Source organism: Algoriphagus alkaliphilus (assembly GCF_900103735.1).
Lineage (GTDB): Bacteria > Bacteroidota > Bacteroidia > Cytophagales > Cyclobacteriaceae > Algoriphagus > Algoriphagus alkaliphilus.
The window spans coordinates 1-22,603 of sequence record NZ_FMXE01000032.1; the positions used below are offsets into that span (position 1 = coordinate 1).

Annotated in this window: 17 protein-coding genes and 1 rRNA gene; 6 read left to right on the forward strand and 12 right to left on the reverse strand. The window is 44.5% G+C overall.

Annotated features, from left to right (window positions below; all coding sequences use genetic code 11):
• The 8 genes from BLQ81_RS17655 to BLQ81_RS17690 all read right to left on the reverse strand — a co-directional run.
• Positions 1 to 188: ribosomal RNA gene (locus tag BLQ81_RS17655) — 16S ribosomal RNA — on the reverse strand; the annotation flags it as partial.
• Between the two features lie 498 nt (positions 189 to 686).
• Entirely contained in the window at positions 687 to 1,283 is a 597-nt protein-coding gene (locus tag BLQ81_RS17660; protein WP_092732940.1) for a 3-keto-disaccharide hydrolase, read from the reverse strand.
• Positions 1,280 to 2,041, reverse strand: coding sequence for a 3-keto-disaccharide hydrolase (locus BLQ81_RS17665; RefSeq protein ID WP_092732943.1), 762 nt, complete (start codon positions 2,039 to 2,041; stop codon positions 1,280 to 1,282). The genes BLQ81_RS17660 and BLQ81_RS17665 overlap by 4 nt, the downstream gene beginning before the upstream one ends.
• A 4-nt stretch (positions 2,042 to 2,045) precedes the next feature.
• Positions 2,046 to 3,398 (reverse strand): Gfo/Idh/MocA family protein, encoded by a 1,353-nt coding sequence (locus BLQ81_RS17670; RefSeq protein WP_092732946.1) that lies wholly within the window; start codon positions 3,396 to 3,398, stop codon positions 2,046 to 2,048.
• A gap of 115 nt (positions 3,399 to 3,513) precedes the next feature.
• Positions 3,514 to 4,272 (reverse strand): helical backbone metal receptor, encoded by a 759-nt coding sequence (locus tag BLQ81_RS17675; RefSeq protein ID WP_092732949.1) that lies wholly within the window; start codon positions 4,270 to 4,272, stop codon positions 3,514 to 3,516.
• A 63-nt stretch (positions 4,273 to 4,335) separates the two neighbouring features.
• The gene (locus BLQ81_RS17680; RefSeq protein WP_092732952.1) at positions 4,336 to 5,400 is read right to left on the reverse strand and encodes a M20/M25/M40 family metallo-hydrolase; all 1,065 of its coding nucleotides are present in this window, start codon (positions 5,398 to 5,400) and stop codon (positions 4,336 to 4,338) included.
• Positions 5,401 to 5,457: 57 nt separating this feature from the next.
• On the reverse strand, positions 5,458 to 5,811 hold the full coding sequence (locus tag BLQ81_RS17685) for a four helix bundle protein (protein ID WP_092732955.1): 354 nt from the start codon (positions 5,809 to 5,811) through the stop codon (positions 5,458 to 5,460).
• Between the two features lie 51 nt (positions 5,812 to 5,862).
• On the reverse strand, positions 5,863 to 7,446 hold the full coding sequence (locus BLQ81_RS17690) for an acyl-CoA carboxylase subunit beta (RefSeq protein ID WP_092733073.1): 1,584 nt from the start codon (positions 7,444 to 7,446) through the stop codon (positions 5,863 to 5,865).
• A gap of 174 nt (positions 7,447 to 7,620) precedes the next feature.
• Here BLQ81_RS17690 and BLQ81_RS17695 point away from each other — a divergent pair, with 174 nt between their 5' ends.
• The 6 genes from BLQ81_RS17695 to BLQ81_RS17720 all read left to right on the forward strand — a co-directional run bounded on the left by BLQ81_RS17695 (position 7,621) and on the right by BLQ81_RS17720 (position 13,940).
• Positions 7,621 to 8,562 carry a Ppx/GppA phosphatase family protein gene (locus tag BLQ81_RS17695; RefSeq protein WP_092732958.1) on the forward strand — a complete coding sequence of 314 codons (942 nt, stop codon included), beginning with the start codon at positions 7,621 to 7,623 and terminating at the stop codon, positions 8,560 to 8,562.
• Positions 8,563 to 8,727: 165 nt separating this feature from the next.
• Complete coding sequence (locus tag BLQ81_RS17700) at positions 8,728 to 9,801, forward strand: Ldh family oxidoreductase (protein ID WP_092732961.1); 1,074 nt, start codon at positions 8,728 to 8,730, stop codon at positions 9,799 to 9,801.
• Positions 9,802 to 9,867: 66 nt separating this feature from the next.
• Positions 9,868 to 10,083 (forward strand): hypothetical protein, encoded by a 216-nt coding sequence (locus BLQ81_RS17705; RefSeq protein WP_092732964.1) that lies wholly within the window; start codon positions 9,868 to 9,870, stop codon positions 10,081 to 10,083.
• A gap of 296 nt (positions 10,084 to 10,379) precedes the next feature.
• A complete protein-coding gene (locus BLQ81_RS17710) occupies positions 10,380 to 11,747 on the forward strand; it encodes a Gfo/Idh/MocA family protein (protein WP_092732966.1) in 1,368 nt (455 codons plus the stop codon).
• Between the two features lie 252 nt (positions 11,748 to 11,999).
• Complete coding sequence (locus tag BLQ81_RS17715) at positions 12,000 to 13,166, forward strand: ATP-binding protein (RefSeq protein WP_092732969.1); 1,167 nt, start codon at positions 12,000 to 12,002, stop codon at positions 13,164 to 13,166.
• A gap of 81 nt (positions 13,167 to 13,247) precedes the next feature.
• Positions 13,248 to 13,940, forward strand: a complete 693-nt coding sequence (locus BLQ81_RS17720; protein ID WP_092732972.1) for a hypothetical protein — start codon at positions 13,248 to 13,250, stop codon at positions 13,938 to 13,940.
• A 74-nt stretch (positions 13,941 to 14,014) separates the two neighbouring features.
• Here BLQ81_RS17720 and BLQ81_RS17725 read toward each other — a convergent pair whose 3' ends face one another.
• The 4 genes from BLQ81_RS17725 to BLQ81_RS17740 form a co-directional block, all read right to left on the reverse strand.
• Positions 14,015 to 15,163 (reverse strand): glycoside hydrolase family 5 protein, encoded by a 1,149-nt coding sequence (locus BLQ81_RS17725; RefSeq protein WP_092732975.1) that lies wholly within the window; start codon positions 15,161 to 15,163, stop codon positions 14,015 to 14,017.
• A 132-nt stretch (positions 15,164 to 15,295) separates the two neighbouring features.
• Positions 15,296 to 18,403, reverse strand: a complete 3,108-nt coding sequence (locus BLQ81_RS17730) for an efflux RND transporter permease subunit (protein WP_092732978.1) — start codon at positions 18,401 to 18,403, stop codon at positions 15,296 to 15,298.
• Positions 18,400 to 21,444, reverse strand: coding sequence for an efflux RND transporter permease subunit (locus BLQ81_RS17735; protein ID WP_092732980.1), 3,045 nt, complete (start codon positions 21,442 to 21,444; stop codon positions 18,400 to 18,402). The genes BLQ81_RS17730 and BLQ81_RS17735 overlap by 4 nt, the downstream gene beginning before the upstream one ends.
• A 3-nt stretch (positions 21,445 to 21,447) precedes the next feature.
• Positions 21,448 to 22,521 (reverse strand): efflux RND transporter periplasmic adaptor subunit, encoded by a 1,074-nt coding sequence (locus tag BLQ81_RS17740; protein ID WP_092732983.1) that lies wholly within the window; start codon positions 22,519 to 22,521, stop codon positions 21,448 to 21,450.
• Positions 22,522 to 22,603 lie beyond the last annotated feature (82 nt).

Consider the following 22,603-nt stretch of genomic DNA (forward strand, 5'->3'; position numbering starts at 1 on the left):
TGTAACGTGCCATGGGGTATTAATCCAGATTTCTCCGGGCTATCCCCCTGTATGAGGTAGGTTGCATACGCGTTACGCACCCGTGCGCCGCTCTAGGTCTTAGATTACTCCTCGACTTGCCGCTCGACTTGCATGTATTAGGCCTGCCGCTAGCGTTCATCCTGAGCCAGGATCAAACTCTCCATTGTAATTTATCATTAGTGTCAATCACTGAGCACCCTAAAGCATCCCAGCAACTTCCTGCCCTTTTTCTCAGGCTTTCTTCTCTCTCTTACAACATTTCAAAGAACTTACCCAGCCTCATTCGGCAGGATTGTCAAAAAACAGCCTCTCAGCTCTCTTTTCCTTTATCCGATCCTCTTTTATTCCCGTTCCTTCCGAACAGGGATGCAAAGGTAACCAGCTTTTTTACTTTTTCAACTACTCCTCGAAAATAAATTTGAGAATCCCTGATGTCAAACTCCGACATCTTCAATTACCCCTCTCTTTTTTCCTCCACTGCCCAAAGCCGTTTGCCTCGATTGGGAGTGCAAATATCTCCCTTTTTTTTACCACAACAATACCAAACCTTGAAAAAAATCGCCCAATTACATAAGTCGCTGGAAATGATTAAGAAAAATATCCAACAAATAAAAAAGCCTTGAGAATTAAAATCTCAAGGCCTCAATTTGGAGTGTTTTCGTTTCTTACAACTTCTTCAATACAATTTTTCTCCAATAAACTTTAATTCCTCCACCATCATGGATCTGGAGCAAAACTCCTCCTTTTCCTTCCCCAATTTTAGCATCGGTGAAGTTGACCATCTCTACGCCATTCAAATAGGAAGTGACATTATCCCCTTTCACAACGATTTTCATTTTGTTCCATTCTCCAAATTTCAAAGCTTTATCCTTTTCAGGCTCGGGCTTAACCAACCACCCTCTTCCATAGGATTCATATATGCCCCCCGTATCATTGCCCGGAGGTGCTACTTCCACTTGCCAGCCAGAAACTTTGGTGCCATCCACAGTGGAACGGATAAAAACCCCGCTATTTCCGTTGGCTTCCTGCTTGAATTGAAGATTGATCTCGAAGTCATCAAAATTTTCCTCAGTACCTAAATAACCATATCCTTTATCCGGCCCACTCTCGGAAATTAACAGCCCATCCTCTACATACCACTTTTCAGTACCGTAGATGACCCAACCCGTAAGGTCTTTGCCGTTAAATAATTTCTTCTTCTTTTGAGCAATTGAAGCCTGAGCTACGAGAAGCAAAAGCCCAAGTATTAGTACTTTTTTCATAGGGGTCTTATTTTAATATTTTTAAACCAAACAGGATCACCATGATCCTGCAACGCAATCAGTCCTTTTTTCGCAATCTTATAATCAGGAAAATCATTCCATTTACCGGAATTTCTTCTGGTTGTCCAATCTTCAGAATAAGGAATAAATTCTACCGTCTTTTTCCCATTTAGCCAATAGCTGGCCCCAGCTTCAGAGAAAATGATTTTTGAAGTATTCCATTCTCCTGCTGGCTTAACGACCCCCTCGTAATCCGGTTCATACATGGCATAGTCGCCTGCCAATGATTGCCATTTCTCCAATGGCTGCGGAAAACCAATCTGATCTATCACTTGGTATTCCGGTCCAGTATAATAGGGAGCTTTGTATTTTGGACCTTCCACAACGTGGTAGAATACTCCACTGTTACCACCGGATGAAATCTTCCAGGTGAACTCCATTTCAAACTGCTCGAATTCCATCGGGCCAAATACAATGTCTCCTCCGAAGTCCTCTCCACCGGTTGCGCCAAGTCCTTTCATCGCTCCATCCTCGATAATCCAGTTTGGAGGAGTAGTATCTCCATTAAAAGCGCGCCAACCTTCCATAGATGTGCCGTCAAAAAGAAGGAACCAGCCGCCAGCTTTTTCCTCTTCCGAGAGCGAATTGTCAAGAACAACAACTTCCTCCACCACTTCAGTAGTTTCTTCGGTCTCCTTGGGGCCACAAGCCCATGCAAGGGAGAGCAAAGCCATCCATATTATTTTACTTTTCTTCATAGTCTTATATCAATTTCATATTTATTGGATCCCACTTAATAAACTTATCCTGGAAGTAGCTGTCATTACATAATAACGCTGGTGCCGCAGCTCTGAATCCAAATATAGGATCTTCGACAACAGTTCCTCCTGTTCGAATTGCTTTAAACCAATTTCCAAAGTGATCGTAATGTGCACCTTTCCAAGTTCTTTCGGCTGCGTAAGATGTTTCACGAGGAGGAAGAATTTTCGCCCTTTCTTCTTCCCCTGACGCTGACCGAAGTTTTGCCTGCTCTTTCATAAACGGATCATCACTTTCAGCATTGTTATTCAACTTAACCACCACCTCTTCCCATTTTACATCCATAGAACCCTTTGTCCCAACGATTCTCAAATAAGTAGTACCGCTGGTCCCATCCACGAAATTACATCTCAGTGAAAGATTAAAGCCAGCATGCTCAGGGCTATCGGGGTAGTCAAACATCCCCAATAACACATCCGGAACTTCACGTCCATCTTTCCAATATCTCAATCCTCCCATGGATGACACTTTATTCGGACCTTTAGAATTGGTGATAAAGTGTAAACTCGAAAAAAGATGGACAAAAAGATCTCCTGACATACCGGTACCATAATCCAGGTAATTTCTCCAACGGAAAAATCGCAATGGATCCCAATCTCTGGCTTTGGTATTTGAAATGTATCGCTTCCAATCGACTGTTTTCTCATTCCCATCTGCAGGCACATTGTATTGCCATGCTCCTTCCGGAGAATGCCTTGCCCAAAACCCTTCTGCATAAACCAAATCTCCAATTACTCCGGCAGCCAATAATTCTTTCGCTTTTTCATTTCCCAATGATGAAATCCCCTGAGATCCTACGACCATCACTTTGCCAGACTTTTTCCAGGCTTCGATTACCTCGGCTCCTTCTTTTACAGAGTGAACCATTGGCTTTTCGCAATACACATGCTTCCCGGCATTCAATGCATCAATGGAGATTTGCTTGTGCCAGGAATCAGGCGTCCCAATGATTAAGGCATCTACATCCGCTCTTTTCAGGATTTCCTTATGATCCTTAGTGGTAAAAAGATGGTCTCCCCACTTTTGTTTGGCACTTGCTAGTCGTCCATCGTACAAGTCACAAACAGCAACCAAAGACACATTCGCATGACGCAGTGCCGTATTGGTATCCTCTGTACCCATTATCCCGGCACCAATCAAAGCCAATCTAATGGGTTGATCCGCCGAATAATCTTCTGAGCGATTGAGAAATTCCTGATTATTGGTATTAGTTTCTGCCAAAATGGACGGTGACAAAGCCGCCGCACCGGTAGTCAAGCCGAGCTTTTTTAGAAAGCTCCTTCGATTATCCTTCATTTGAATACAATAGGTTTAATGTTAGAGCTCAAAAGTTAATTGAATTTTTTAAAAAAGTACCTTCTAGTAAGTTTAATTTTTACGAGTGGAGATCAAACACTTCCGCCTCCTTAGCCTATAATCTTTTAAAATAATCGGAGGCATGAAGTAATCGACTTCCGTACCACGAAAAAAGCTCTCCATCTACCAATTGGATCTTAGATTTTGGTAAAAGCTTCCGAAAAGTATTCTGATGCTTTTCCTTAAATGGAAAGGGCTCTGAACTCAAAAGCAAATAATCAGGATTAAGCTTGACTAGCATTTCCTCCGAAAGCTCGGGGTATCGCACTGCCTGAATCAGATTTTTAAATCCTGCGACAGAGAGCATAGCATCGATAAAAGTGTTTTTTCCAGCAGCCATCTTTGGGTTTTCCCAAATCAGGTAAACACATGTTCCTTTGAATGGAATGGTTTTAGCAAAAGAAGATTCGATTTTCGAAATGATTTCAGTGGCCTGGGATTGTGTTCCAGTGATTTCGCCTATGTCTGAAATTATTCTTAAGGAATCTTTAAAATCGAAAATATCGCTCATCCAAACTGGATAGTTCTCTGCCAAAGACTCGATTCCCGTTTGATCATTTTCTTCCTTGTTGCCTATAATCAGATCTGGCTTTAAGGCATCAATGACTTCGAGCCGATAATTTTTAGTGCCGCCTATGATTTTCTTTGACTTTCTCAAGCGAGAAGGATGAACACAGAACTTGGTCACACCGACGATCTTTTCCTCCAAACCCAAATCCACCAATAATTCAGTCTGGGATGGAACGAGGGAAATAATCCGCTCGGGTGGCTTTGAAAGAAAAATAGTACGGGAAAGATGGTCTGTGAAATGCATAATTGGTCCCCGGTCGACAGTCCAAAGACCACAGCTGTCGACCGTGGTCAGTAGTCAGTGGACTTATTTAATGTACTTAAAATCAAATTTCGGGTCAAAATCCAACAAGAACTCATACATCAAATTGATCACCTGCTCGATGTCCTCCTTACTTGCAGTCTCCACTGTGGTGTGCATGTATTTCAAAGGAAGTGAGATCAAAGCTGAGGGTACGCCTTCATTGGAATAAGCAAACGCATCGGTATCCGTACCTGTGACCCGAGATGCAGCTGCTCGCTGGAATGGAATGGCTTTTTCTTTGGCTTTAGAAATAATCAAATCGAGTAATTTCTTGTGGACTGATGCTCCGTAAGTCAAAACAGGACCTTTGCCTGCGGTTTGATCTCCGCTCGACACCTTATTATATAGAGGTGCTGTGGTATCATGGCAGACGTCTGTGATGATAGCCAAATTAGGTTTAATTCGTTTGGCAATCATTTCAGCACCACGAAGTCCGATTTCCTCTTGCACTGCATTTACGATGTAAAGCCCAAATGGCAGTTGGACTCCTGCTTCTTTGATTCTGCGGGCAACTTGGGCAATCATGTATCCTCCGATTCGGTTGTCCAAAGCTCTACCGGACCAGAATTTCCCGTTGAGTTCTATCAATTCATCCTGGAAAGTAATCACGCAGCCTACGTGAATTCCCATTTCCTCCACTTCGGCTTTGGAGCGAGCTCCTACATCGATGAAAATATTATCCAAAGTTGGCGCATCCTCTTTTCCTTCTTTCCGAACATGAATAGCGGGCCAACCAAAAACCCCTGGAATAACTCCTTTATCTGTATGAATATTCACCCGCATAGATGGCGCTATCATGTGGTCAGATCCTCCGTTTCGGCGAACATAGATGTAGCCGTCATCTTTGATGTAGTTTACAAACCAGCTTATTTCATCAGCGTGCGCCTCGATCACTACTTTGAATTCTGCCTCAGGATTGATGACACCAACTGCCGTCCCATAATTATCGGTAAAATAGGTATCCACAAAAGGCCGGATGTAATCCAACCAAATCTGCTGGCCTGATGCTTCGAAGCCGGTGGGGGAAGCGTTGTTGAGGTAGGTGGTGAGGAAGTGGAGTGGGTTCATGTGTTTTCAGTTTAGCAGTCCATGGACCATAGTCCATGGATTCCCGAATTTTAAAGTTTACTTAAGATGGTTTTTTAGACTTTGAATCATTTTCACTAACTCTTCACTCTTAGAATAGGCTTCTTGAAAGATCTCGTTCGAAAGATAATTTCTCCTTTTTGCAATAAATAAGGCGCAGACTACTTCAACAACAGATCGAATAGAATAACCCAAAAATCTAGCAAATTCGGGGTTAGTTTGGCTGGTGCTACCTTCGGCAATATTTAGAGAAACTGAATCAATTGCTCTTCTAATTTGAGATGTAAGATTATACCTCTCTTCTATTGGAAATTCCTTCGAAATCTCGAATGTAAGATCATTTAGATCCATGGCTTTCTGCCAAACCTGAAGATTTTCAAATTTAAATGCCATACTTAAAATTAAGAGTTAACGCTCTATGGACCATGGTCTATAATCCATGGACTACAATGGAATATTCCCATGCTTTTTCCTAGGCAGCTTATCAACCTTATTTTCCAGCATTTTGAAAGCCTTGATCAGTTTAGTTCGAGTATCTGATGGCAATATTACTTCATCGATAAATCCCCGATGTGCGGCCCGATAAGGATTGGCAAACTTGGCAGTGTACTCGTCTACCTTTTCCTGAAGCTTCCCCTCTGGATCAGATGCTTCCGCAATTTCTTTTTTGAAAATAATCTCTGCCGCACCTTTAGCTCCCATCACTGCAATCTCAGCTGTCGGCCAAGCGTAGTTCATATCTGCTCCGATATGTTTGGAGTTCATCACGTCATACGCACCTCCATATGCTTTTCTGGTAATCACGGTGATTCTCGGAACTGTCGCTTCCGAAAAGGCATAAAGCAATTTAGCACCGTTGGTGATGATCCCGTTCCATTCCTGATCAGTTCCCGGCAAAAAGCCCGGCACATCTACCAAAACTAACAAGGGGACATTGAAACTGTCGCAGAATCTAACAAATCGAGCTGCCTTCACAGAAGCGTGATTATCCAAAACTCCCGCCATGGATTGCGGCTGATTCCCTACGATGCCTATACTTCTTCCTGCAATTCTGGCAAATCCAACAACAATGTTATCCGCATAGTTTTCATGAACTTCCAGAAATGATTCCTCATCCACGATTCCACGAATCGCGTCCCGCATGTCATAGGGTTGGTTTGGGTTTTCAGGAATCAGTGTATTCAGCACTTTTCTTCCCTCGTCCTTTTTCAATTCATAAGGATAAACAGGGGCATGATCCTCGCAATTTTGGGGAATATAACTCAGCAGGCGTTTGATATGCCTGATTGCCTCAAGTTCGTTGGCACAGGCAAAATGTGTCACACCCGACTTTGTGCTATGCGCTGACGCTCCACCAAGTTCTTCGGCAGTAACTGTTTCCTGAGTTACAGTTTTCACCACATTTGGTCCGGTGACAAACATGTAGGAGGTATTTTCTACCATCAGGATAAAATCTGTGATCGCAGGAGAATAAACAGCCCCTCCCGCGCAAGGTCCCATAATTGCAGAAATCTGGGGAATTACCCCTGAAGCTCTCGTGTTCCTGTAAAAAATATCCGCGTAGCCTCCCAATGAGTTTACTCCCTCTTGAATTCTCGCTCCTCCGGAGTCATTCAAGCCTATCACGGGAGCTCCATTTTTCATGGCCATATCCATGATTTTACAGATTTTCTCCGCATGAGTTTCTGAAAGCGAACCTCCAAAAACCGTGAAGTCTTGAGAAAAAACATAAACTAATCGACCATTGACTTCCCCATATCCTGTGATTACCCCATCACCTAAATAATGTTCTTTGTCCAGACCAAAATCCTTAGAGCGATGCATTACAAATTTGTCGATTTCTTCAAAAGTCCCCTCGTCCATCAACAGATCTACCCGCTCCCGCGCAGTCAATTTTCCTTTTTTATGCTGGGAGGCAATCCGCGCTCTTCCTCCTCCTTCTAAAGCTTCCGCGTTTTTCTTCTGTAAAAGCTCAAGCTTTTCAGCATTTCCCGGCAAAGTATAAATGGGTTTATTCGATTCTGTCATTTCTCTGATTTTATTACCATCCAAATATAGCCCCTTGATTGGATTGGAAAAATTCAGCTTCCTTCATCGGTTGAAAGTTGAAGTTCAGAAAACCATAACACTGTACTTTTCAAATCCTCACCCGAACTTTTAAAAAAAATTCTATATTCGCCCATCCAAAATTTTGGCAGTAAAATGAGTACCCGGAAAGCAGCTTTGATTGACATGGGAACCAATACATTTCATTTGTTATTGGTGGAACTGAATGGAGTAGGCTTTAAGACTATTTACAAGGAAAAAATTGCTGTCAAACTCGGCCAAGGCGGAATTAGCCAAAATCAAATTGCCCCTGACGCTCAAAAAAGAGCCTTTCATACCCTAAAACACTTCAAAAACCTGATCGACGGAGAACACATCGATCAGGTTTTTGCTTTTGCAACCAGCGCGGTAAGAAACGCCGAAAACGGATCCGAGTTTGTATCCAAAGTCAAGGCTGATCTTGGAATTCATATCAACGTGATATCCGGAGAGCAAGAAGCCCAACTTATTTATGAAGGAATCAACCTTTCCGGTTCGCTCAATGGTCAAACTACATTAATGATGGACATCGGGGGTGGTTCTGTTGAATTCATCATAGGAACTTCCCGAGAGGTATTTTGGAAAAGAAGCTTTGAAATTGGAGGACAACGCCTTTTGGATGCTTTCCACTATCACGATCCCATACTGCAGGACGAGGTGGAAAAACTGGAATCTTACTGCAAGGAAAAACTTCAGCCAGTGATTGAAGCAATTGAAAACTTTAAGCCAACGGCTTTAGTCGGTGCCTCCGGTACTTTTGATACACTGACGGATATCTATTTCGAATCGATGCTTCAGTGCAAATTGACCGGTCAGCATGTGTTTGAACTCCCTACCGTTGACTTTGAATGTATTTTTGAAATGCTCAAAACCAAAAACAGAGAAGAGCGACTGAAAATCCCCGGAATGATTGCAATGCGTGTCGACATGATTGTTGTCGCCAGTTACCTCATTGAATTTATCCTTCGATACATTCCAGTTGAGGCTATTGTCTGCTCTCATTATTCTTTGAAAGAAGGAGCCGTAGCCAGATTACTTTCAGGAGAAACTACGGTTTAACCCTCCTGTCAATTGCTTTATCCTTCCGATGGGCTCTAGGCTAAAAAAGGAAATTCCCTAGACAATCCTGACTTTTTAAGGGAGTTTTCGAGCCAAAAATCAATCGCTAAAGTTTACCTGAATACTTATCTTTAGCCGATTTTCAGAATTTACGACTCCTAGTTTATGCAAACCTACTCTTACAATCAATTATACCACTTCACATTCGAAATGCTGACCAAAATCGGCTGTCCTCAGGCAGATGCCAGGATTGGTACGGAGGTTTTGCTTTCCGCAGATCTTCGTGGTGTGGACAGCCATGGTGTTGCGAGACTTTCTGGTTATGTAAGATTGTGGGAAAAAGGAAGAATCAATGCTACCCCGAATGTTCACATCGCATATGAAACACCCTCCACTGCGGTAGTCGATGGAGACAGCGGCTTGGGATTGGTCGTTGCTCCATTTGCGATGAAAGTCGCCATTGAAAAAGCAAAGAATGTAGGCACTGGCTGGGTTTCAGTGAAAGGTTCAAATCACTATGGAATCGCCGGCTATCATGCGATGTTGGCTTTGGAACATGACATGATCGGGATTTCCTTAACAAATGCCAGTCCGCTTGTTTCCCCTACATTTTCCAGAGAAAGACTGCTTGGCACCAATCCGATCGCTGTGGCTATTCCGGCAAAAGACCAACCTCCATTTGTCGCCGACATGGCAACCACCACTGCTGCCAATGGAAAACTGGAAATCCTGCAACGTAAAGGTCTCGATACTCCAACCGGCTGGGTGCAGGACAAAGACGGCAGTCCAACCACCTCTGCTAACGGTGTAAAAGACGGTGGAGCTTTGCTTCCTCTTGGAGGAGATCGGGAACACGGTTCGCACAAAGGCTATGCATTGGGTGCTATTGTGGATATTTTCTCTGCGGTACTTTCAGGTGCCAATTATGGCCCTTGGGTTCCTCCATTTGTTGCATTTCTTGACCCTTTGCCAAACTTGGTAGGTGAAGGAATTGGTCACTTTTTCGGCGCAATGCGTGTGGATGCATTCCGACCGGCTGATGAATTCAAATCCCACATGGACAATTGGATCACTCGGTTTCGCTCGGCAACTCCAACTCCAGGAAACGAAAGAGTGTTAATTCCTGGTGACCCGGAGCGGGAATTGGAGGCAATCCGAAGAACAGCCGGAATTCCATTACTGGATCCCGTGGTGAAGGATTTGACTGAGTTGGGTGAACGATTTGGGGTGAAATTCTGATTTCAGATCTGGGATTTCGGATTTCGGATTTATTATTTCTAACCTCAAATTCATAACTTGATTTTCATGAGTGATTCTCCAAAAAAATACCGCCTGGACCGAACTGCATTCCAAGCCAGAAATGCTTCAGAACAGGTAAACTACGGAAAGGAACACCAAAAACTCACTTGGCAGGAGCGTCTCAGAATTCACCAGTACCTAAACAGCATTGCCTACGGGTATGATTTAAATAATCCGCCAAGGATGGACAAAACTTTCTTTCAAATCAAAAAAAGGGAGTAACGGGAAATATTTTTCAGGAGGATTTCCGGGAATTTTTGAATGCACACTGCATAAAAATGATTTGATAGCAGCGAAAAACGCGTCAAAAAGATCGAAAGACCTGGACGACTTGGAGAATTTGGAAAAGAGTTAAGGGTAGTCATTTATAAATTTCGGTCATTTCTAAAACAAGAAAGAACCTTCCAACTTTTCAACCTTCCCACCTTCCAACTTTAGCCTCCCATCCCATCCCGATTTGCATCTGTCCACCCTTTTTGTAAATTGTTGATCAACATTACCTCTTAACCCAAAAACCTATGAATCAAGTAAATCGACGTGACTTTTTGAAAGGCTCCACAGCCATGATGACCTTGGCCAGTTTTGGCTTGTTTGGAATGGACTTCAAAGACCGTGAAGGCCCGCTTAAAGTCTCCTTAATCGGCACAGGCTGGTATGGCAAGTCCGACCTTTTCCGCCTGATCCAAGTGGCCGATGTAGAAGTGGTCGCCCTCTGCGATGTAGACAAAAACCTCCTCACCGCTGCTGGAGAGCTTGTCTCCCAAAGACAAAAATCAAAGAAAGTCCCGGAGCTTTTCGAGGATTACCGGGAACTTCTCAAGAAACATAAATGTGACCTCGTGCTTATCGGTTCACCGGATCACTGGCATGCACTCCAAGCCATCGATGCACTGAAGTCTGGCGCACACGTTTATCTGCAAAAGCCAATTTCAGTCGATGTGATCGAAGGAGAGGCAATCCTTGCCGCAGCCCGCAAGTACAACAAAAAGGTACAAATCGGCACCCAACGCAAGAGTACCCCACACCTCATCGATGCCAAAAAACAAATCATCGACACCGGAAAGCTGGGCAAAATCAGCCATGCAGAAGTCTGCTGCTATTTTCACATGCGCGCCAATGGGAATCCACCCATCGAACCCGTTCCGGACTTTCTGAATTATGAGCTTTGGACCGGACCGGCACCGCTGAGACCTTATGATGGTCTACCTCACATCCGCTGGTGGAGAACATTCATCGAATATGGCAATGGTATCACCGGTGACATGTGTGTGCACATGCTCGACACCGTTCGCTGGATGCTGAACCTCGGCTGGCCAACCCAGATCACCTCGACCGGAGGCATCTACGTCCAAAAGGAAGGGAAATCCAATATTTCTGACACTCAAACAGCGATTTTTGAATTCCCTGAACTGAGTGTGGTCTGGCAACACCGCACATGGGGCAACGCGCCGGATCCGGAATACCCTTGGTCTTTCAAACTATTTGGAGAAAAAGGAATGTTGGCGGGAAGCACCATGCAGGCAGATTACATTCCTTATGACACTAATGAAGAAAAAGTACATTTCGAATGCTTCTTTGAGCGGGAGAAATATCCGGAAGATCTGACGGAAGAACGAATCGAGCTTAACGCCGCCCCTGCCACCCGAATTCATATGCAAGACTGGCTTGAGTCCATTGATAAAGACACCTTACCAATTGCTGATGTGGAAGACGGCCATATTTCAACTGCTTCTTGTATTCTAGCCAATATCTCCATGGATCTTGGTGGTCGAGCCCTTCGCTATGACCCCAAAACCATGACAGTACTTAACGATCCCGAAGCCACAGCAAGACTTCGCAGGCCATATCGCGCTCCTTACGTTCACCCGGAGCCGAAAAACGTTTGATTTGAGTCTATTTATTTCGAATATGAAATCCCTTACAAAAATCAAGCGTAAGAGATTTTTTTATTGGAAACCTGGTAGATCTGATTTTCAATAGTTTGCAAAATTGTCGAGGCTGTCTCAAATCCTATTAACCTAAGAATAAGATTTATCCAAAATTAAAAAGAACATCAAAATTAATTATTAAATTGAATATCATATTTTTATAAAATATTTATCCCCGTAAATCTAAAATTTATTTTTAGATTTACGGGGATGTTTAAGCGGAAAATAGAATCAGATTTTAATGAATCAATCAATCAGTTTCCTGTCACAGGACTGATTGGACCAAGACAAGTAGGGAAAACCACACTTGCCAAATCAGCTATTTATCAGTCTGAGTCGATTTATTTGGATTTGGAAAAAATCTCCGATCTAAACAGGCTAAATGATCCTGAATTTTTTTTCGAAGAAAATCAGGACAAAACCATCATCCTGGATGAAATCCATCATTTGCCAAACCTATTTCCACTGATCAGAGCGATGGTAGATATTCATAGAAAGCCCGGAAGATTTGTAATTCTTGGTTCAGCTTCACCTGCCCTACTGAGACAAAGTACTGAAAGTTTGGCAGGAAGAATTTCCTATATCGAAATGATGCCGCTGTCTCTTCTAGAAATCGATCGAACCGAATCTTGGGAAGATCTGTGGATTTTTGGGGGATTTCCTGAGGTATTTCTTTATTCCAATGCAAAATCTAAGAGCAATTGGTATCGAAATTTTGTCTCAAGTTATATCCATCGTGATTTGCCTCAATATGGACTACCTGCCAATTCTAAAGTAACTCGCCAATTCCTAATGATGATTGCTTCATCAAACGGTGGAATTTTAAACTACTCAACATATGCAAAATCCCTAGGTTTAAGCATCCCAACCGTTAAAACCTACCTCAGCTTCTTTGTAGAAGCATTTTTAATAAGAGAATTATACCCATGGGCAGTGAATCCCAAAAAAAGATTGGTTAAAGCACCTAAACTTTATTACAGAGATACAGGTATGTTGCACTATCTATTGGGCATATTCAATAGAGATTCTGTTTTCGGAAATCTGATTTTGGGTTCATCTTGGGAGTCATTTGTGATTGCACAAGTCTCCTCCGTACTCTTATCGGATGATGAAATGTATTATTATAGAACTCATGACGGCGCCGAAATCGATCTGCTAATCCGAAGAAATAACCGATGGCTTGCCGCAGCAGAGATCAAATTCAGTTCTGCTCCAGTCTTGACAAAAGGGACCTATATAGCAATGCAAGATCTCGAAATCCCACTTCTTCATGTCATCGTACCAAAAGATGAAAATTATCCATTAGCAAAAAATGTCAGAGTGATTGGATTGATTGGATTTTTAGAGTTTTTGGAGCAAAGCAAAACCAAGGGTTAGTAGCCAAAAAGCTACTGACCCTTTTCCAACTATTCAAAACCACTTTGGCTTCTTTTTCCGTAAAAAGAAAAAATTCTTTGTATGAAAAAACTATCCCTCTCCCTCTTTTTGATGCTTTTTGGATATACTGCCAATGCCCAATTTTGGTCGGCTGGAGGCCATTTCAATGGTGGGTTTGCCCAAGGAAAATTAAAAGACGAAACCAATGGACTTTTCATCCCTACGATCTCAGGTATTTTCCTTCATGAAGCACAAACTTTCCCGATTCAGGTTGGATTTGAATTGGGCTATGGAATTTATGGCAGCAAGTTGGAAAAGCGAACAGATTATTACCAGGGGTTCAATGATGAACTTCGGCTGAGACGCAATAACAATATTCTGACGGGAATGGCAGTGATGCGCTATCAAACGAATCCTCTCGGGAATATTAGGCATTTCATGGAAGCCAAATTCGGGGCAAACTACCTTTACACTCGGTTCAAAATAAGAGATTCTATTGTTTCGGATGAAGTAATTGAGTCCGGCAAAGATTTCGAAAATTGGACATTGTCCTACTCAGTGGGAACTGGAGTGCAAATCCCCCTTAACTCCTCCGGCTTATTTTTAGAATTGAAAGGCAATTATCAAACCGGGAATTCGGTGCGCTTTCTCACCAAAGGTGACGCCACCTATAAAGCAGAACCCGGAGGCGGCGGGAAATTTGATTACAACTACCGAAGGTCACCTTTGGATCTGTTGATGTTTTCCGTCGGCTTAATTCATATTGGAATTTAAAAAACCAAACGAAAAATATTTAAGGACTACATTTTCACCCGATATCGAAAAAACACATTGTAATCCTTCCTCCTTCAAATCTGCCTCCTCAGTAGCTCCAAAAATTTCCGATCCAACTTTTCCCCATACCAATCCTCATACTCCACATCTTTTCGCCCGGAATTCATCACCCCAAATGCCCCCGAAAACTCCCAGATCCCAAATCCTACTTCCATCTCTTTCAACACTTGAAGTACATCTCCAAACCACGCCAAAAATACTTTGTGTGGTGTCTGATTATAGCAGCCACATTCGCCGCAGTGCACACCCACTCCCTGATCGATTAGCGCTTTCCACGGCGCATAGTATTGGCGGATGTTATCGATATCGAGTGTTTTTTCTCCTTGCGGCAAAGGCCAATCTACAGGTGGGACGGTCGAAGGATCTTTGTACACCCAACCAGCTTTGTAATGTGAAATCGGGAAAGGATGATAGCCCCGGCAGCTTTGAGACAAGTCTAAATCCGCCAGTTCCGGTACAGCAATTCCACCACCACCATTGCCATCGGCGATGACTAAACGGGATTTTTTTACAGACTTGATCCGCTCTAAGGCAGCTTTCGCCACACGGTGGTAATCCGCCACATCTACCGGTCCGCCTGGACTGTGCTGGTCATTGGGATTTTCCCGCTGAAAAGGTTCATTTACCAAGTCAAAGCTGAGTTTCTTCGATGAGATCCCCTTGTATCGCTTTGCCCACATTTCCCAATGCGCGCAAAACGCATCCAAGGCCTCCTGATCTTTCCATAGATTATAGGGCTCTTCAAAACCTGCATTGATACAGAATCCCGGCGCGCGATGAAGGTTCAGACTCACATGCAAGCCTTGTTTGATACTTTTCTCTACCAACTGATCCACTTTTTCCAACCTGCTTTCATCAAAGTTCAGCACTTCATCAGGTCTGATTGGTCGGGTGCGATCGATGTCCAAATAGCTCGGATAGGAAATAGGGACACGCACAAAATCAAACCCCCAGTCTGCTATCCAGGTGAGATAATCCGGCTTGGTCGGTCTGCCCTGATCCGGGTTGTGGGAGAAAAAATCCAGTAGATTGAAGCCCTTCCATGCCGGAAGTTTGTTTTTTCGTTTCGCTTGCGCAAAAGACGACAAAGGAAGCAAACTTGCTCCGGCAGTGGCCAAAGCGGTTTTTTTCAAAAAATCACGGCGGGAATTCTGACTGTTCATAGATAGATTAGTTAGGGTTTGCGACTGCAAAAAAACCAAGACACTACACATCGATTTAATAAAATCTGTGAAAATCTGTGTCTTTTTCTGCGATAATCTGCAGGAACCTTTTCAAAATTTTACAGAAAAAGGTCAGACTTTCCTCTCCTTCCTCCACATCAACACCGGAAGTATCCAAAAAACACCGACCATGCTGAATACCAAGCCTCCAATCGTACCGATCGCAAGGGAAAACCAAAAGATCTCATTTTGCCCCTCAATCAGAAAAGGCACCAAGCCAAAACAGGTGGAAAGCACTGTCAACAGAATCGGAATAGCCTTTCCTGCTACTGATTTCAAAATGTTTCGATTATAAACTCCGGTTTTTCGATTGTTAAAATCATTCAGGATAAAAATCCCTGCATTCACCGCCAATCCGCCCAGCATCACAAAAGCCGCATAACCTCCCTGATCAAAGTAAAAATCGAAGAGCGAGAAGATCAAAAACAAGCCAATAAAGCTGATCGGAATCAGGAAGATGATGTAAAACGGTTGCTTGAAATTCTCAAACAGAATCGTGCAGATAAAGAAAATACCCACGACCAAAAGTCCCAATAGGCCGTACTCTCGCTTGGCTTTTTCTGAATTCCAGCTCCAGGTCTGCTTCTTGGCCTCATAGCCGATCGGCATGAGGACTTTCATTTCATCCAGTACTTCGTCCAGGTATTCGTTGCCAAACTTAGCCGATCCCATGTATTCAAAGCTGACAGACCGGATGTATTGACGGTCTTCTTTGTGAAGGGCGTTCGTGGTATTTTCCAGATTCAGAGTTCCGTAATCCGAAATTTTGAGGATCCGGTCTTCCCCGCTGATCAGGCCTTTTTGCTCCAGGTCAAACTTGCTGAAATTCTCCGATTGCCGCTCCCGAAGCATCAGCCCGTAGTTTTGATCGGCCAGTTCCAGATAAGTTGATGGGCCTTGAGGTTTGGACAGATCCTGCAGCGTATTTAGCACCTCAAACTGATTCGTCCCGCCCAAAGCAATCTGATTTTGATTCAGACGCAGGACATATTCCCGTGTCTTTTGTTCATTGTAACTGAGGCGCTCATTGGTATTGACTGTCTGAATCCGCTTATGCTGCAGTAGCTTCTCAGCCAATACTTCCGACTGCCGCTCGAGTTCGTCAAAATTGTAGCCTTTCATTTCCACCCGGAAACTCGGAATTCCCTCACCGCCTCCTCCTGTATAGAAGCCCTGACCTACTCCATAAATATTCCATTGCGCACCGCTCCAGTCGGTTGATTTCACCGACAGCTTTCCCTTGAGCTGATAGGGTAAAGCCCCTTTTTCGTAAGCTTCCTTGAAAGTGATGGTGATTTGGCCATATTGACCGGAAATCACATTGGTCACAAACTGATCCACTCCCTCCACACCCTTCAGATAGGCCTCAAACTCACGCATGATGAAGTCCATCTGATCCAGGGTATTGCCAAACGGAAGCCTGGCCGAAACATACAAACGCGTCTTTTCCGCTTCGCGATAGGCACTTTTCTCATATACTCCCCGCACAAACATCCGAAGCGAACCGCCAAGCGCTTTGTCGACATAGGGGCGGATTTCTTCCTGATAAAAAGTATTGCCCACCGTCTTGTTGTACCATTCCTGTCCTTCCCATTTGGCAGGAAGAAAGAAAATCGGTGTCCCGAAGAGGAGCAAAACTGCGATCAAAAAGGTCTTTTTGTACTTGGCGGTAAAAGCTATCCCCTTCTCATATCTCCGAAGCCAGTTGACCCGGCTTCTTAGTTTGGGAAGAGTGAGTTTTCTGCCTTTTTGAACCGATTCTTTAAATAAAACCTCATAAAACGCCGGAGTAAAAAAGAGTGCAACAAGTAAACTCACTCCCAACATCACCGAGACTACCACCGAAAATTCAGTCAGACTTTTCCGGTCTTCCTCAGGCAAGAGCAACACCATCATCAAAGCGACTACAGTTGTCAACGAAGCAGCAAGCAATGCGACAAAGACCTTTCGGTTTCGATACTTGTGCAGGTGATCCATCATAATGATGGCATTATCGACGATCAACCCAAAGCTGATCGTCAATCCCGCAATGGTGATCATGTGGATATCCACTTTCAAAAAATACAGGACCATTGCCGTCAAACTCAGATTGACTACAATTCCCAAAAACAGAATGCTCAGGTATTTCCAATTGCGATTGATCAGAAAAATAAACGTGATCAGGATCAAGATGGACAAGCCGGATCGCTTATAAATTTTGTTCAGTTCCTTTTCGAGAAATTCCGTGTCATCATTTTCCAGACGCACCTCGAAACCCTGAGGCAGATTCGCCTTGGCCGATTCTATGGCCGCTTTGAGTGTTTTTGCCAGCAGAACCTTATTAACGCCATCCCGATTGATCACCGTCAAAGTCACCGAATTATTCCCGTTGATCCGGTAATAGTTTGTCGCCTCGCCTTCTTCCATCGTCACTTTGGCGATATCCCTAAGCCGGACTTCCATTCCGCCAACCTGACGGATGTTGAGATTTTCGAGCTGTTCCAGATTGTTCAGTTTGCTGTCCAGCGTGACAAAGAGTGTTTCATCTTTGTTGTTATACACTGTTCCGGGATACTTTTGACCAAAGGCCTGAGTGATTTGACTGTTAAGCAGATTTCGCGAAATGCCGAAGGACTGCATCTTTTGGGCATCAAAAGTCACAAAAACCTGCAAGTCATTTGCTCCACGAATCTGCACTTCCTCCACTTCCGCAAACCGTGTCAAGGCTGTCTTCAGGACATCCTCCGCGATCTTTTTTATTTCAAAGGAAGCGAAAGGACCGTTGATACTGTAGGTCAGGATCGGGGTTTTGAAATCATTCCGTGCCTGCGCAGATTGAGTGACTACCGGGTAGCTCAGCCGTTCGTCAAGCTGAGGGTACACCTGCCGGATCAGTGCCAATACCTCAAACTTCTTCAACTCCATATCCGATTTTTTATCAAACCGAAGTGTGATCGAACCTTGGTCGTAGTTGGACACCGAAGTGATTTTTTTGAGCTCGGAAAGCTGGGAAAAAGCACCTTCCAGCGGAGAGGTGGCGAGTTTTTCGATGATTTCAGGCGAGGACCTCGGAATCCCATACCTGATCGACAGGACGGGTTCCCGCTCCCTCGGATTCAGATCCACAGAAAGTAAAGGGACTACGGCAAAGCCCAAAATCCCCAAAACCACAAATGCGATCAGAACCCGAAATGCTGTCATAGCTTTTCCTTTTTCCCTACCACCGAATCAAAAAACCAATACATCAACGGAACAAAATACAGTGCAGTAACTGTCCCAATCGTCAAGCCTCCAATCACCGCAAAAACCAGTGGGCGCTGCAGGTCAGCTCCCAAACCTACACTGAAAATAATCGGAATCAAGGCCAAAATCGTCGTAATTGAAGTCATCAGAATCGGCTTGAGGCGAATTTTACCTGCTTCATGAATGGCTATATCCAAGAGAGCTTTTCCAGAAAGTCCAGATTGCTCCGCAAACTCTACCTTAAGCCTATTGATCGTATCGATCTTGAGGATGGCATCATTGACCATGATTCCCAGCATGACGACTAATCCGATCGCAGACATCACATTCAGCGTCGCGCCGCAAAGCAACAGCACCAAAAAGGCTCCTCCAATTCCCAAAGGCAAGGTAAAAACCACGATCAGAGGCTGTACAAAACTCTCAAACTGGGCCGCCAAAATGAAGTACAGCAGCAAAACCGAAATCCCCAAAATCCCGATCAATTGGCTGATGTTTTCCCTGTCCCGGAAGTATTGCCCTTTGGTTTCTACGGCGAGATTTTTGTCAACTCCCCATTCGATGTAATCTTTGAACCGGTCATTCGGATTTTCAGAGGTCACTGACACACTTTGGAAAATCCCCCCACGGTCTGCCGTCACATATTTGTATTGATCGGCATATCGGTAATCCACAAATTCACGCAACAGATAGGAGGTGCTGTCCGAGGCATAAACTCGCGTGTTCCGCAGCAAATCTTCAAATCGATCCTGATTTTCGCGGAGACGAATTGGTGTGATTTCCCCAAATCGTCGGATATCGGTAATCGTAAAAACACCAAACAAACGGGACAACTGATCCTGCACACTATTGACCGGGATCTGATATAAGGCGAGTTTATCTGCCAGCAGGCTAAAAACCACGGAGGATTCCTCCTGAAGTCCGGGTCCGGGTTCCCAGCTTTCGGCAGGGAAATTCTCCAGCCAAGGCTTCATCTTTTCGGCTTCGATTGGTTTTTTGGCTTTCAGGTCTTTCCAGCGCACCTCATAATAGGGCATATTGGAGCTGAATAGCTGATCAAATGCATTGGGCGCATCTCCCAGGATAAAAGTGGCTAGGGGATAATCGGTTTGCAGCCGCTTTCTGAGGAACCCCAACTGGACCTCTTTTTCTTTTTCCGAAGGGAAAAGCAAATAAAGGGAGGAGCGCTGAATAGAATTGTCCCCGTCAAAAAGTAAAAACTGCCGTACGCCCACATCCGCTTCGGCCTGGGAATAGTCCTTCACTCCCCGAATCAGTACGAGCAATCGATCCCGGTTTTGACTCGCAGAAATGGGTTCATTCCAGTCGATTTCAAGTGTCGCATCCGGCTTTTCGATTTCAGGCAGGCCTTCAGTTTTAAGTAAAAGACTGATGCTTAAACCTAGAGGAATCAAAATGAAGAAACCGATCAAAGCCAATTTCTTCCGGGCAAAAATCCAGTTAAAACCCCGTTCATAGACACCCAAAACCCGAAGAAAAGCCTTGGGCTCGCCCTTGAGCGAATCCCGTTTTCCTACCCGGAAAATCAACCAATAAAGCAACGGAAGCAACACAAAGGCCACCAAAAGGGATACCGAAAGAATCGCCGCAACAGCTACTGCCTGATCGTAAAACAAAGCTCCTGAGATCCCACTCAGGAACACCAGCGGAACAAATACCGCTAAAGTCGTAAGCACCGAACTGATCAGCGCACCCATCACTTCATTGGAACCCTGCACGCAAGCCTCAAACAGAGGAATCCCCGCTTCCCGCTTTCGGGTGATGTTATCCAAGACAATGATTGCATTGTCGATCAGCATTCCGATCCCCAGTGCCAGTCCAGAAAGTGAAATGATATTGATAGAGATATTGAAAAAGTAGAAAACCAGGAAACTAATCAGCAACGAAGTCGGCAAGCTGATTCCCATGATCAGCGGAATCCGATAGTCTTTGATGAAAAGGAAAAGCACTCCAAATGCGAAAATACCCCCGAAAAGCAAGCTCGTCTGCAGGTTGGAAATGGCAGCATTGAGCAGGCTACTTTGATCCTGTGTGATTTCAAAATCCACCTGAGGATAGTCCACACGAAACAACTCCAGCGACTTTTTCAGCTCGGGGATCAACTCATTCATCTTGGCCGAAGCCTGTTTGTGAACGGTGATCACCAGACCTTCATTCAGTCCGAAAAGATGATAGCCGAGCATTTCCTGCGTTTCGTAGCGGGCATTGGCCACTCTTCCCAAAGGGACAATCGCCCCGCTAGGAGATCGCACAGGCAAGGATTCAATGTCCTGAGGCGTGTCCACTCGGGTGGCCAATCGAAGATAATAGCGAAACTGTCCGTCTTTGACACTGATTCCCGGCAGCTCCGCATTTCCAGATTTGATAGCCTCGATCAATTCCTTTTGGGTCATACCCAATGCCGCCAAGGCACCGTCATTGGGCTGGACGGAGATAATCCGCTCCCGCTTCCCGTTGATATCGACCAAGGAAACTCCCGGCAGCTGTTCGATGCGCTTTTTGAGGACATTCTCTGCCAAAAGGCTGACCTCCACCTGATCCACATCTACTTTGGGAATGACCTGAACACGGGCGACGGGAATATCGGAGGTATTGATCCGGATGACTTCAGGCCGGGGAAGGTCCCGGGGAAGGGAATTGGTCAGGCGGTCGATCTTTTCATTGACATCGATGTAGGCCAGTTCCATTTTAGTCCCATAGTCAAAGGTCAGGCGGACAGTTCCGATCTCCGAACCCGCCTTGCTTTCCATTTCCTCCAGGCCATTAAGCGTGATCAGTCCTTCACGGATTCGCTGCAGGACGTTTTGCTCGATGGATTCGGGAGAGGCATTGGGATAGGTGACCTTCACCACGATCTGCGGCACATCGATGGGAGGCAAAAGCGAGATCGGCAACAGCCGAAACACAATCACCGAAAACACCATCAAAGCCAAAAAAGACATCGTCACCGCGATCGGCCGCTCAAGCAAAAATCGGATCATGGCTTATTCTTTTACGATTTGAACAGGTGCCTGATGAGCCAGCTGAAGATTATTGGTGGTGATTACCGTACTGTTTTCGGGGATTCCGTCCAGGATTTCGATCTCTTGTCCATTGTCTTTGCCCACTTCCACATAGTTCCATTTGGATTCTTTGCCGTTTTCGACGGTGAAGACTACAGCGCGCCCGGATCGGTAAACCACGGCATTTTTCGGTACTACCAAACTGTTGTTTTGTGGAGAACGGATGATTGCACGGGCATTCATGCCCGGAAGAAGATTCTTGACAGAGGTAAGCGTGATCGAGACTTGAACCAAACCGTTTTCATCCACTTTGGGATTGATGGCGGTGACGCGGCCTTCGATGGCATTTTGAGAATCAGAGATGGGATAGACTTCTGCACGCTGATTAGAAGAAATCAGGGGAATATCGGATTCGAGTACATTCACCCGCAGCAAAAGCCGATCTGTAGAAAGGATTTCGGCAAACTCGGCATTCTTACTTACCAGACTTCCTTCTCTGAATTTGATATTGGCAATTTTGCCGGAGACAGGAGCACGAACTTCACAGCGGGAGAGATTCAGTTGGGCTTCTTTCAACTCTACTTCGGCAAGGGAAAGGCCACTGTTGACCAGGATACGGTTTTGAACTGTTTTGGAAACCATACTATCCTTGGATTCCAAAGCCAGGTGAAATTGAGCCTTCAGGACTTCCAATTCGGATTGTGCTTTGACTACGGCTATTTTGGCCTTTTCGAGGGCAAATTCAGCCTCCCGTCGGTCCAATGTGGCGATGATCTGTCCTTTTTCGACATATTGCCCTTCAACAATCTGTACCTTTTCCAAGTATCCTTCTCGCTCGACAAGTGCTTTCACCTCGCTTTGAGCTTCGAGTTTCCCGATGGCATTGATCAGGTAGTCAAAGCTTTTCCGCTGGGCAGTCGCAGTTCTGACTTCTGTGGCTGCCACTTCATTTCGGAAGGACTCGGAGGGAATTTCCTGGGAACCTTTTTCAGCCTTGGAACAGGAAAAGAGCAGAAGGGCAAAAACCCCTAATCGAGCAGTAGAAAAAACAGTCATTGGTTTATGATTTCAAAGTAGAGGAACTAAGATATAAGATTTTTTTCAAACAATAGCTCACAGGTAAATTTTTTGGGAATTT